14 protein-coding genes and 1 riboswitch are annotated in these 13369 nt (G+C 33.4%); of the genes, 10 read left to right on the forward strand and 4 right to left on the reverse strand.

The window, feature by feature from the left end:
* The first annotated feature begins 115 nt into the window (after positions 1-115).
* From HMPREF2658_RS04310 to lysA, 9 genes are all read left to right on the forward strand, one after another.
* Entirely contained in the window at positions 116-1717 is a 1602-nt protein-coding gene (locus tag HMPREF2658_RS04310) for an ABC-F family ATP-binding cassette domain-containing protein (RefSeq protein ID WP_000942303.1), read from the forward strand.
* A 600-nt stretch (positions 1718-2317) separates the two neighbouring features.
* Positions 2318-2493, forward strand: a riboswitch (Lysine riboswitch).
* 81 nt (positions 2494-2574) lie between these two features.
* Positions 2575-3780 carry an aspartate kinase gene (locus HMPREF2658_RS04315; RefSeq protein WP_000258728.1) on the forward strand — a complete coding sequence of 402 codons (1206 nt, stop codon included), beginning with the start codon at positions 2575-2577 and terminating at the stop codon, positions 3778-3780.
* 63 nt (positions 3781-3843) lie between these two features.
* The gene (locus tag HMPREF2658_RS04320) at positions 3844-4833 is read left to right on the forward strand and encodes an aspartate-semialdehyde dehydrogenase (RefSeq protein WP_000163531.1); all 990 of its coding nucleotides are present in this window, start codon (positions 3844-3846) and stop codon (positions 4831-4833) included.
* A gap of 1 nt (position 4834) precedes the next feature.
* A complete protein-coding gene (gene dapA / locus HMPREF2658_RS04325; RefSeq protein ID WP_000149262.1) occupies positions 4835-5722 on the forward strand; it encodes a 4-hydroxy-tetrahydrodipicolinate synthase in 888 nt (295 codons plus the stop codon).
* On the forward strand, positions 5719-6441 hold the full coding sequence (dapB, locus tag HMPREF2658_RS04330; protein ID WP_000698242.1) for a 4-hydroxy-tetrahydrodipicolinate reductase: 723 nt from the start codon (positions 5719-5721) through the stop codon (positions 6439-6441). Before dapA ends, dapB begins: the two co-directional genes overlap by 4 nt.
* Positions 6442-6467: 26 nt before the next feature.
* Positions 6468-7187, forward strand: a complete 720-nt coding sequence (gene dapD, locus HMPREF2658_RS04335) for a 2,3,4,5-tetrahydropyridine-2,6-dicarboxylate N-acetyltransferase (RefSeq protein ID WP_000249835.1) — start codon at positions 6468-6470, stop codon at positions 7185-7187.
* Positions 7188-7329: 142 nt separating this feature from the next.
* The gene (locus HMPREF2658_RS04340) at positions 7330-8481 is read left to right on the forward strand and encodes an amidohydrolase (protein WP_001003796.1); all 1152 of its coding nucleotides are present in this window, start codon (positions 7330-7332) and stop codon (positions 8479-8481) included.
* Positions 8482-8485: 4 nt separating this feature from the next.
* Positions 8486-9571 carry an alanine racemase gene (locus HMPREF2658_RS04345; protein WP_000127591.1) on the forward strand — a complete coding sequence of 362 codons (1086 nt, stop codon included), beginning with the start codon at positions 8486-8488 and terminating at the stop codon, positions 9569-9571.
* Entirely contained in the window at positions 9561-10826 is a 1266-nt protein-coding gene (lysA, locus tag HMPREF2658_RS04350) for a diaminopimelate decarboxylase (protein ID WP_000216938.1), read from the forward strand. Before HMPREF2658_RS04345 ends, lysA begins: the two co-directional genes overlap by 11 nt.
* A 77-nt stretch (positions 10827-10903) precedes the next feature.
* Here the strand turns inward: lysA and HMPREF2658_RS04355 are convergent, their stop codons facing one another.
* The 4 genes from HMPREF2658_RS04355 to msaA all read right to left on the reverse strand — a co-directional run bounded on the left by HMPREF2658_RS04355 (position 10904) and on the right by msaA (position 12923).
* Positions 10904-11521 carry an FMN-binding negative transcriptional regulator gene (locus tag HMPREF2658_RS04355; RefSeq protein WP_000275771.1) on the reverse strand — a complete coding sequence of 206 codons (618 nt, stop codon included), beginning with the start codon at positions 11519-11521 and terminating at the stop codon, positions 10904-10906.
* 124 nt (positions 11522-11645) lie between these two features.
* Complete coding sequence (msaC, locus tag HMPREF2658_RS04360; RefSeq protein ID WP_000876215.1) at positions 11646-12047, reverse strand: sarA expression modulator MsaC; 402 nt, start codon at positions 12045-12047, stop codon at positions 11646-11648.
* A gap of 196 nt (positions 12048-12243) precedes the next feature.
* Positions 12244-12444, reverse strand: coding sequence for a cold shock protein CspA (gene cspA, locus HMPREF2658_RS04365; protein ID WP_000809131.1), 201 nt, complete (start codon positions 12442-12444; stop codon positions 12244-12246).
* Between the two features lie 170 nt (positions 12445-12614).
* Positions 12615-12923, reverse strand: a complete 309-nt coding sequence (msaA, locus tag HMPREF2658_RS04375) for a regulatory protein MsaA (protein ID WP_000269923.1) — start codon at positions 12921-12923, stop codon at positions 12615-12617.
* A gap of 162 nt (positions 12924-13085) precedes the next feature.
* On the opposite strand from msaA, the gene HMPREF2658_RS04380 reads away from it, so the two are divergent.
* Positions 13086-13355 carry an acylphosphatase gene (locus HMPREF2658_RS04380; protein ID WP_001215908.1) on the forward strand — a complete coding sequence of 90 codons (270 nt, stop codon included), beginning with the start codon at positions 13086-13088 and terminating at the stop codon, positions 13353-13355.
* Positions 13356-13369: the final 14 nt, after the last annotated feature.

Below are 13369 nucleotides of genomic sequence, written 5' to 3' on the forward strand. Positions count from 1 at the left end.
TATTATAACATGTGTGAGTCATTCTATCATTACAACTTATATGAGGTCGAAACTGTGACGATAATATGATATAATTCTTCCGTTAGAATATCGAATGAAAAAAAGGAGAAAATGCATGTTACAAGTAACTGATGTGAGTTTACGTTTTGGAGATCGTAAACTATTTGAAGATGTAAATATTAAATTTACAGAAGGTAATTGTTATGGATTAATTGGTGCGAATGGTGCAGGTAAATCAACATTCTTAAAAATATTATCTGGAGAATTAGATTCTCAAACAGGACATGTTTCATTAGGTAAAAATGAACGTCTAGCTGTTTTAAAACAGGACCACTATGCTTATGAAGATGAACGCGTGCTTGATGTTGTAATTAAAGGTCACGAACGTCTTTATGAGGTTATGAAAGAAAAAGATGAAATCTATATGAAGCCAGATTTCAGTGATGAAGATGGTATCCGTGCTGCTGAACTTGAAGGTGAATTTGCAGAAATGAATGGTTGGAATGCTGAAGCTGATGCAGCTAACCTTTTATCTGGTTTAGGTATCGATCCAACTTTACACGATAAAAAAATGGCTGAATTAGAAAACAACCAAAAAATTAAAGTATTATTAGCGCAAAGTTTATTCGGTGAACCAGACGTACTATTGCTGGATGAGCCTACTAACGGTCTAGATATTCCAGCAATCAGTTGGTTAGAAGATTTCTTAATTAACTTTGATAATACTGTTATCGTAGTATCACATGACCGTCATTTCTTAAATAATGTATGTACTCATATCGCTGATTTAGACTTTGGTAAAATTAAAGTTTATGTTGGTAACTATGATTTTTGGTATCAATCTAGTCAGTTAGCTCAAAAGATGGCTCAAGAACAAAACAAGAAAAAAGAAGAAAAAATGAAAGAGTTACAAGACTTTATTGCTCGTTTCTCAGCTAACGCTTCTAAATCTAAACAAGCAACAAGTCGTAAAAAACAACTTGAAAAAATTGAATTAGATGATATTCAACCATCATCAAGAAGATATCCTTTCGTTAAATTCACGCCTGAGCGTGAGATTGGTAACGACTTATTAATCGTTCAAAATCTCTCTAAAACAATTGACGGCGAAAAAGTATTAGATAATGTATCATTCACAATGAATCCAAATGATAAAGCGATTTTAATTGGAGATAGTGAAATTGCAAAAACAACATTACTTAAAATATTAGCTGGCGAAATGGAACCAGACGAAGGTTCATTTAAATGGGGTGTTACTACATCATTAAGTTACTTCCCTAAAGATAACTCAGAGTTCTTTGAGGGTGTAAATATGAATCTCGTTGATTGGTTAAGACAATATGCTCCTGAAGATGAACAAACAGAAACATTTTTACGTGGTTTCTTAGGTCGTATGTTATTTAGTGGTGAAGAAGTTAAGAAAAAAGCTAGTGTGCTTTCAGGTGGAGAAAAAGTTCGTTGTATGCTAAGTAAAATGATGTTATCAAGTGCAAACGTTCTTTTACTTGATGAACCAACAAACCACTTAGACTTAGAAAGTATTACTGCAGTCAATGATGGTCTTAAATCATTTAAAGGTTCTATCATCTTTACTTCTTATGACTTCGAATTTATCAACACGATTGCAAACCGTGTTATCGATTTAAATAAACAAGGCGGCGTTTCAAAAGAAATTCCATATGAAGAATACTTGCAAGAAATCGGCGTTTTAAAATAAATATAATATGTAGAATTTCTTTTCGAAAATCTCTGTGTTGAGGCCCGGCCAACTTGCACATTTTTGTAAGTTGACTTACTGTCACCTTCTATATTGGGACTTATTCCCCAACTCGTATTGTTTGTAGAAATTAGGAATCCAATTTCTCTATGCGTGGCGCCGACAAGGGTTGAAAAAAGCTAGCTACAAAGTCATTTTCATTCAGTCAACTACTGTCAATATAACATTGCAGGGTCTAGGGCATTGATTCATGTCCGAGACTATATTCAATTTAATAGACATTAACTGGGCGTCTCGATGCTAATATTTATAGCATCGAGGTGTCCTTTTTATTTTATTTTTTAACACATCAGCATAGTGAACCCCTTCTCTAAATTACAAATACAGTTATCAACGCATTAAAAGAGTACATTTATTTAATGTGCATATTGAGTATGCTATAAGTATTTTGGATTTTATTTTTCGAAAAGTCTCATTATCACCACCTTTTATAATATAAGCAACGCTATAACTTGAATTTTCAGGTTATTCCAAAAAATCTAAATTATCGGTTTACATTCATATTTGTCATATGTATAATGAACACATACCAATTTAATAATATTTTGATGAGGCGCATCAATCATGAGTAAAGTTTAGATTACTGTCTGCTAACAGCTAATCTTGAAAGGGTGCGATGCCGAAGCGATTATAATAGCAGTTATAATTTGTTGGACTTTTTGGTTAAGAGCTGAGAGTTTGTCATTATTTAAAAATAATGGAGTGCATCACTTGTATATAGATTAAGAGCAAGTTCGCATTCCGAACTTGTTCTTTTTTTATTATTGTGTGCCCTTCCTAACAATTAGGAGGATTATATGGTAACAAGAAGTGTGTTGAAATTTGGCGGATCATCCGTCAGTGATTTTACAAAAATAAAAAGGATCGCTGAAATGTTAAAGGAGCGGGTCAATCAAGATGAACAATTAATTGTCGTTGTAAGTGCTATGGGTAACACAACAGATCAATTAATGACGAATGTATCGACATTGACTAAAACACCAAAACAACAAGAACTTGCATTATTATTGACAACCGGAGAGCAACAAACTGTATCTTATTTATCAATGGTATTAAATGATATCGGTGTGAATGCCAAAGCAATGACTGGCTATCAAGCGGGTATTAAAACCATTGGCCATCATTTAAAAAGTAAAATTGCTCAAATTAATCCTCAAACATTTGAACAAGCCTTTCAAGAAAACGATATTTTAGTAGTTGCTGGATTTCAAGGCATCAATGAACATCAGGAATTAACAACTTTAGGCAGAGGTGGTTCTGATACGACCGCTGTGGCACTTGCTGTTAGTAATCAAATACCTTGTGAAATTTATACCGACGTTGATGGTGTGTATGCCACTGACCCAAGACTTTTACCAAAAGCTAAACGACTAGACATCGTCTCATATGAAGAAATGATGGAAATGAGCGCTTTAGGTGCTGGTGTACTTGAAACAAGAAGTGTTGAATTAGCTAAAAACTATAATATCCCTTTATATTTAGGAAAAACTTTATCGAACGTGAAAGGAACATGGATTATGTCAAATGAAGAAATATTAGAGAAAAAAGCAGTTACTGGTGTGGCTTTGGATAAACATATGATGCATGTAACAATTAGTTATCCCCTACCTGACAATCAGCTACTTACACAACTATTTACGGAACTTGAAGAAGGTGCTGTAAATGTTGATATGATTTCACAAATCGTCAACTTGGATGGACTACAACTATCCTTCACGATTAAAGATAGTGATTTTCATCAAATTTCTATGATTCTTGAAACATTAAAGAATCAATATGAAGCATTAGCTTATAAAATCAATGAGCATTATGTCAAAATTTCATTAATTGGCTCAGGCATGCGTGATATGTCAGGTGTGGCATCAAAAGCATTTTTGACATTAATTGAAAATAATATACCTTTCTACCAAACAACAACATCTGAAATAAGTATTTCATACGTCATTGATGATTTTAATGGGCAACAAGCGGTAGAAAAACTATATGACGCATTTAACATTTAATGGTAAAATGATTGTTAAAATATTCTAAAAATTGGAAATTATTATAAAATGGAGTGACAAGTTATGACAAAATTAGCAGTTGTGGGTGCAACAGGATTAGTAGGTACAAAAATGTTGGAGACATTAAATCGTAAAAATATTCCTTTCGATGAATTAGTATTATTTTCATCAGCACGTTCTGCAGGGCAAGAAGTTGAATTTCAAGGAAAAACATATACAGTTCAAGAATTAACTGATGCTCGTGCAAGTGAACATTTCGATTATGTATTAATGAGTGCTGGTGGCGGTACAAGCGAACACTTTGCCCCACTCTTTGAAAAAGCTGGTGCCATCGTTATAGACAATTCAAGTCAATGGCGTATGGCAGAAGATATTGATTTAATTGTTCCGGAAGTCAATGAACCTACATTTACAAGAGGTATCATTGCCAATCCAAACTGCTCTACGATTCAGTCTGTTGTACCTCTAAAAGTATTGCAAGATGCCTATGGTTTAAAACGAGTGGCATATACAACATATCAAGCTGTATCAGGTTCAGGGATGAAAGGTAAGAAAGATTTAGCTGAAGGTGTAAATGGTAAAGCACCAGAAGCATATCCACATCCAATTTATAATAATGTGTTACCGCATATTGATGTGTTTTTAGAAAACGGATATACAAAAGAAGAACAAAAAATGATTGATGAGACGAGAAAAATTTTAAATGCGCCAGACTTAAAAGTAACAGCAACATGCGCACGTGTGCCTGTTCAAGATAGTCATAGTGTTGAAATTGATGTAACGCTTGACAAAGAAACGACAGCAGAAGATATTAAAGCGTTATTCGATCAAGATGACCGCGTTGTTTTAGTAGACAATCCAGAGAACAATGAATATCCAATGGCAATCAATTCTACTAATAAAGATGAAGTATTTGTTGGCCGTATACGTAGAGATGATTCATTAGAAAATACTTTCCATGTATGGTGTACATCAGACAATTTATTAAAAGGTGCTGCATTAAATGCTGTACAAGTATTGGAACAAGTTATGCGTTTAAAAGGAGCGAATTAAAATGACACATTTATTTGAGGGTGTTGGCGTTGCACTTACAACCCCTTTTACAAATAACAAAGTTAACCTTGAAGCTTTGAAAGCACACGTTAATTTTTTACTAGAAAATAATGCCCAAGCAATCATCGTTAATGGAACTACTGCTGAGAGCCCTACTTTAACAACAGATGAAAAAGAACTCATTCTAAAAACAGTTATTGATCTTGTAGATAAACGTGTTCCTGTCATAGCTGGAACTGGAACTAATGATACTGAAAAGTCAATCCAAGCTTCAATCCAAGCTAAAGCCTTAGGGGCTGATGCAATTATGTTAATTACGCCCTACTACAACAAAACGAATCAATGTGGTTTAGTCAAACACTTTGAAGCGATTGCAGATGCTGTGAAATTACCAGTCGTGCTGTACAATGTTCCTTCAAGAACGAACATGACAATTGAACCAGAAACTGTAGAAATATTAAGTCAACATCCTTCTATTGTAGCATTAAAAGATGCTACGAATGATTTTGAGTATTTAGAAGAAGTGAAAAAGCGAATTGATACAAATTCATTTGCATTATATAGTGGCAATGATGACAACGTCGTCGAATACTATCAACGTGGCGGTCAAGGGGTTATCTCTGTTATTGCCAATGTCATTCCTAAAGAATTTCAAGCGTTATACGATGCTCAACAAAGTGGATTAGATATTCAAGATCAATTTAAACCAATTGGCACACTGTTATCAGCCCTATCAGTTGATATTAACCCAATTCCTATTAAAGCTTTAACAAGTTATTTAGGATTTGGAAACTATGAATTACGTTTACCATTGGTTAGCCTAGAAGATACAGATACTAAAGTGCTTCGTGAAGCATATGACACATTTAAAGCGGGTGAAAATGAGTGAAAATATTACTAATTGGCTATGGTGCAATGAACCAACGTGTTGCTAGACTGGCAGAAGAAAAAGGTCATGAAATCGTTGGAGTTATTGAACCTACACCTAAAGAAACAACTCCATATAAGCAATATCAACATATTGCGGATGTAAAGGATGCAGATGTTGCAATAGACTTTTCAAATCCAAATCTTTTATTCCCTTTATTAGATGAAGCGTTTCATTTGCCATTAGTTGTGGCAACAACTGGCGAGAAGGAAAAACTACTTAATAAGTTAGATGAGTTAAGTCAAAATATGCCTGTATTTTTCAGTGCAAATATGAGTTACGGTGTTCATGCATTAACTAAAATTTTAGCAGCTGCTGTTCCCCTACTTGATGATTTCGACATCGAATTGACTGAGGCACATCATAATAAAAAAGTAGATGCACCAAGTGGTACGTTAGAAAAATTATATGACGTGATTGTATCTTTGAAAGAAAATGTAACTCCTGTTTATGATAGACATGAATTAAATGAAAAACGCCAGCCACAAGATATTGGTATTCATTCTATTCGTGGAGGTACGATTGTCGGTGAACATGAAGTTCTATTTGCCGGCACTGATGAAACGATTCAAATCACGCATCGTGCACAATCAAAAGATATTTTTGCGAATGGTGCAATACAAGCAGCAGAACGCTTAGTTAATAAACCAAACGGCTTTTATACGTTTGACAACCTATAAACATATTAAAGGAGATCGATTATTTTATGGTACAACATTTAACAGCTGAAGAAATTATTCAATATATAAGTGATGCTAAAAAGTCTACACCAATAAAAGTATATTTAAATGGCAATTTTGAAGGCATCACATATCCAGAAAGTTTTAAAGTATTTGGTTCAGAACAATCTAAAGTAATCTTTTGTGAAGCAGATGATTGGAAACCTTTTTACGAAGCATATGGTAGTCACTTCGAAGATATAGAAATTGAAATGGATCGTCGCAATTCTGCCATTCCATTAAAAGACTTAACAAATACGAATGCACGTATTGAACCAGGTGCATTTATTAGAGAACAAGCTATTATTGAAGATGGTGCTGTCGTTATGATGGGCGCAACAATTAATATTGGCGCAGTCGTTGGCGAAGGTACGATGATTGATATGAATGCTACTCTCGGTGGTCGTGCTACAACTGGTAAAAATGTACATGTAGGGGCTGGCGCAGTATTAGCAGGTGTGATTGAACCCCCTAGTGCTTCACCAGTTATAATCGAGGATGATGTATTAATCGGTGCAAATGCAGTTATTTTAGAAGGTGTACGTGTCGGTAAAGGTGCTATTGTTGCAGCTGGCGCGATTGTGACACAAGATGTACCAGCTGGTGCAGTTGTTGCTGGTACACCTGCTAAAGTGATTAAGCAAGCTTCTGAAGTACAAGATACTAAAAAAGAGATTGTAGCAGCATTAAGAAAACTGAATGACTAGTGACGTCAACGTATAATAATTTCAAGGTTGAGATACGATTATGTCTCAACCTTATTGTTTATCATCGAATAAACTTTTGATCATAAATTTCGAAATACGTTACACTATTTATATAGTAATTTAACACAAAGGATTGATAATTATGAATGAATTAGAATTTGTTACGAAACATCGCCGTCATTTACATCAACATCCTGAATTAAGCTTACATGAATTTGAAACAACTGCTTATATTAAAGCGTTTTTAGATAGTTTAAATATTAAATACGATTGCCCATTGGAAACTGGCGTCATTGCATACTTAGAAGGTAATGGCTCACATACGATAGCGTATAGAGCTGATATTGATGCGTTACCTATTTTAGAGGAAAATGATGTGCCTTATCGCAGTCAATCTGATCATGTGATGCATGCTTGTGGACATGATGGTCATACAACTGCATTAATGCTTTTTGTACAACGTTGCAAAGACATGCAAGATGCGGGTCAATTACCGCAAAATGTCGTTTTCATTTTCCAACCTGCAGAAGAAACTGGTGGCGGTGCAAATCGATTAATAAAAGCCGGTGCCTTTGATAAGTATCCAATTGAAGCGGTTTTTGGTATTCATGTTAACCCATTTGCTGATGAAGGCATTGCAGTGATAAGGGATGAAGAAATTACGGCCAGCGCAACAGAATATCGCTTTTTCTTAACAGGCCTGTCAAGTCATGTTGCTGATAAAGAACAAGGTCATTCTTGTGGTGAAGCATTACAACATGTATTAACTCAAATATCACAAATTCAACAATTTCACCTTAACGGTTTGAAACGAAATATTGTTCATATTGGTCATTTTAAAGCTGGTGAAGCAATTAACACTGTACCAAGTAATGGTTATTTAGAAGGTACAATTCGTACATATGATATTGATGATTTAACAATCGTTAAAAATCAAATGCAAAAGATAGCAGAAAGTGTCAAGCTTCTGTTTAATGTAGACTGTGAAGTTAAATTTGCAGAAGGCTATCCCCCTACAATCAATAGTCCGAAATTACGTACTCAAATAGAGGACGCCTTAATAAAAGCTGATTTAAATGTCTATGACAAACCAACGCCATTCTTATTTGGAGAAGATTTTAGTTTTTATGGTCAACAACTAGCTCCTGCTTACTTTGTTTTTATAGGAACACGAAATGAAGATAAAGGTTTTGTAACTGGTTTGCACACATCACATTTAAATTTTGATGAAAAAGTGTTAATAAACGTGGCGAATTTTTACGAAAATTTATTAAATAATTACAAAGAGGTGTAATACATTGACAGCAACATGGTCTGTAAATAAGAAAATATTTTTACAAAATGCAATCACAGTCAAAAACAATCAGCCATTAATGGCAGTTGTTAAAAATAATGCATATCACTATGACCTAGAATTTGCTGTAACTCAGTTTATCCATGCAGGTATAGATACATTTAGCACAACATCACTACGAGAAGCAATTCAAATTAGACAACTTGCTCCAGATGCAACAATCTTTTTAATGAATGCAGTTTACGAGTTTGATTTAGTCCGTGAACATCAAATACACATGACTTTGCCGTCTTTGACATATTACTATAACCATAAAAATGATTTAGCAGGTATTCATGTTCACTTAGAATTTGAAAATTTATTACATCGGTCTGGATTTAAAGATTTAAACGAAATTAAAGAAGTATTGAAAGATCACCATCATAATCAAAATGCAAAAATGATTATTAGTGGTTTATGGACTCATTTTGGATATGCTGATGAATTCGATGTGTCAGATTATAATGTTGAACGTTCACAATGGATGGATATTGTTGAAGCACTTTTATCTGAAGGTTATCAGTTCGACCTAATCCATGCTCAAAATAGTGCGAGTTTTTATCGGGAAGGACAAATATTACTACCCCACCATACACATGCGCGTGTAGGTATTGCGTTATACGGTTCAAGACCATATAGTTCACTGAATCAACATGATATAGTTCAGTCATTGACTGTAAAAGCACATGTTATTCAAGTGCGCGAAGTACAAGCTGGTGATTATTGCGGTTATAGCTTTGCCTTTGAAGTGACTAAAAACAATACAAAATTAGCTGTAGTTGATATCGGTTATGGCGATGGAATTTTAAGAACTCGTGCTAAACATGAAGCACTTATCAATGGCAAACGATACCCAATACGTGCATTAATGATGAGTCATATGTTTGTTGAAGTTGATGACAATGTACATGCACAAGATGACGTTATTCTTTATAATAATGATATACGCATTGACGAATACACTTTTAAAGGTGTAGGTGCAAATTCAGAACAATTAAGTGCAATGAATCACGATTCTTTAAAAAAGGAGTACATTTCAAATGACTGTTAAATATAATCAAAACGGTGAATTAACAATGGACGGCATAAGTTTAAAAACGATTGCGCAAAGCTTCGGTACACCTACCATTGTTTATGATGAATTACAAATTAGAGAACAAATGCGTCGTTATCATCACGCATTTAAAGAAAGTGGCTTAAAATATAATATCTCATATGCTTCAAAAGCATTTACTTGCCTTCAAATGGTCAAACTTGTAGCTGAAGAAGATTTACAACTAGATGTTGTTTCCGAAGGCGAATTATACACGGCATTAGAAGCAGGCTTTGAACCAAGTCGTATTCATTTTCACGGTAACAATAAAACAAAGCATGAAATTAGATATGCTTTAGAAAATAAAATCGGATATTTTGTGATTGATTCTTTAGAAGAAATTGATTTAATTGATCGATATGCCAATGATACGGTTCAAGTAGTTATACGTGTGAACCCAGGGGTTGAAGCACATACACATGAATTTATACAAACTGGACAAGAAGATAGTAAGTTTGGATTATCAATTCAATATGGCTTAGCCAAAACAGCAATTGAAAAAGTCCTACAATCCAAACATTTAAAATTAAAAGGTGTTCATTGTCATATTGGTTCACAAATTGAAGGAACAGAGGCATTTATCGAAACTGCTAAAATCGTATTACATTGGTTAAAAGAACACAACATTCAAGTCGATTTATTGAATCTTGGTGGCGGCTTTGGTATTAAATATGTCGAAGGTGATGAAAGTTTCCCTATCGAAAAAGGTATTAAAGAAATTACAGATGCGATTAAATCTGAAGTACAGCTTCTTGATATTGAACCCCCAGAATTAGGTATTGAACCAGGTCGTTCAATTGTTGGTGAAGCCGGTGTCACTTTATATGAAGTCGGAACAATAAAAGAAATTCCTGGAGTTAATAAATACGTTTCAATTGATGGTGGTATGAGTGACCATATCAGAACTGCACTTTATGATGCGAAATATCAGGCATTATTAGTTAACAGAAACGAAGATTCAGATGATACGGTTACTATTGCAGGAAAATTATGTGAATCTGGAGATATCATTATTAAAGACGCTAAATTACCTTCATCAGTCAAACGTGGAGACTATCTTGCTATATTATCAACTGGTGCATATCATTACTCTATGGCATCCAATTACAACCAAATGCAGAAGCCATCCGTTTTCTTCTTGAAAGACGGTAAGGCACGTGAAGTCGTAAAACGTCAGTCGTTAAGACAACTTATCATTAACGATACGAAATAATCTATAAAATAAATCCCCTAACCTCAGTGAAAACTGTGACTTGGGGATTTTTTAGTTATTATTAAATGATTGTTAAATTATAAATAAGGATAAATTTCTTTCATTACGTCAGCTACTGCTTTACTACTTGAATTATGCTCATCTTCGAGATTTTTAATAATGTTGTTGTAATCTTGTTCATTTCGATTTTGACTCATTTTGTATGCAGCTTCTATCTTTTTTATTTTGACTTTAAATCCAACGATTGCCTTGGCCTGCATTTGCGTATTTTCTGCAAGATTATCCCATAAAACTGGATTTTCACGATTTTGTTCATACTTTGTTAGTAACGTTTTCAAACCATCTATCGTTTCTTGTTCGTTCAATACGGTTGCTTCCCCATACAAATGAACTGCCTGATAGTTCCAAGTTGGTACATTTTCCTTTTCATACCATGATGATGAAACATAAGCATGTGCGCCTTGATATATAATCAACACATTGCCGTTCCCGTTTAAAGTCTTCCATTGCGGATTTCCTTTGGCAATATGTCCACTAATATAATAATCATCACCATTTTTCTGAAAAATTAATGGTAAATGAGTAGCTAATGGCTTTCCTTGATCCTCAGTTACAATCATTCCAAAAGAATTGCTTTGTATAAATTGCTCGATTTCTTTAAAATCATTTACTTGAAAGAACTTGGGTATATACATCTAATCCCCCCTCTGTTATGACCTTGATTATACAGTGAAAATTTAATAATAAACAATCATGTGATATAAGAATTCAGCAATAACTTGTATTTCAACCAATTTTAAAGTCGTATTTTATTCATGATTAAGCTTTGCCCTTAACTTGCTTCTTTAAATAATATAAAACGATAAGAATTAACAACAAATATAATGTATAAAACAGAATTTCATCAAATCCAAAATCTTTACTTGTAATTAATACATCAATATCTTCTAATTCCATCATCTCTGATTTGATATAACTATTAAATCTTGGTAAGGCCATTAAATGTACATTGTAAATATAGTAATAAAAGTCTATAAAAAGTATGTTAAAAAATATGTATGTCTTATCTAAATTAGTTTTAAAGAATAATATTCCTGATATCGTAATTGGAATAACTAGAATCATCATCATTGCTGCTAAAATATTAATATTTAAACCAATTGCAGATAATACACCGAAAACTAATAAATTAGCAACTAAACTAAGGATAAGATATTTCATAAAATCACCTCGTCGTTGTACACCATAATTATATTATATAAATATAATTTTCTATTGCAAACAATGTTGGTGATATAAAAAAAGAGTTCTCAATTTGGTTGAGAAACTCATCGCGTTAAGTATTTGTAATAAGCATATAAAAACACCTTACTTCTTGGTAAGGTGTTAGTTAAAATCAATGATTCAAATCTAAGAATTATAGTTTAACAACGTTTGCAGCTTGTGGACCGCGGTCGCCTTCAACTACTTCAAACTCAACAGCTTGACCTTCTTCTAATGATTTGTAACCATCTTGGTTAATTGCTGAAAAATGAACGAATACGTCATTTTCTCCTTCAACTTCGATAAAGCCGAATCCTTTTTCAGCGTTAAACCATTTAACTGTACCTTGTTTCATAATCTGAAACCTCCAAGACTAAAATTCATTCAATATGCTTATTCGCATATTACAAAAAATACATGCAAATTTCACTCAAATATTCTTTGCAATATGGAATAATCATCTGCTTAACTTGTATTATAGTGCAGTTATTACCAAATTGCAATACAATAATAAAAAATATTCATTTAATCAATTATTGGTAGTTTATAATATACTTCATTATTTTGTAAAACAATGAAACTATAAAATATTTGTAAATCCTCTTCACAATCTTCGCAATAGTTCATGTCACAATTATTATAAAATGCATAAATATTATATTTGCCTGTGACATAATTATCGAACTGAACTTTACATTGATTAATCAATTGTTGATAGTGCTTAAACATGTCATCAAAATCTTGATATTGATATTTTTCAACAATGTTTTCTGGCCAGTCACTGAATAACCACCATCCCTCATAATCGGCTCTAATTTTGGTAACTGTCCACATTATTAAAGACCCCTTCCATACTTCAAAAACTCTATACTTATTTTTATACCTTTATCCTCTGAAAATCAAGTTTGACGACTTGAAACAAACAAAGTAGTAACTATAGTAATTATTAGTTTTTTTAAGTAAAACTACGTATAATAACATTATGAGGTGGTAAAAATGAGACATATACATTTACAAGTATTCGGACGCGTTCAAGGCGTCGGATTTAGATATTTTACACAACGCATTGCAATGAACTATAACATTGTCGGTACTGTTCAAAATGTAGATGACTATGTAGAGATATATGCACAAGGGGATGACGCAGTTATAGAGAGATTTATTCAAGGTGTAATTGAAGGTGCCTCACCAGCATCCAATGTAACAAGCCATCAACTTGAAGAGTTAGAACTAAATCAAAAATTATCGGATTTTCGATCAATATAAAATGCTAAATAAAG

It is taken from the genome of Staphylococcus sp. HMSC062H10 (assembly GCF_001836945.1).
In the GTDB taxonomy this organism is placed as follows: domain Bacteria; phylum Bacillota; class Bacilli; order Staphylococcales; family Staphylococcaceae; genus Staphylococcus; species Staphylococcus aureus.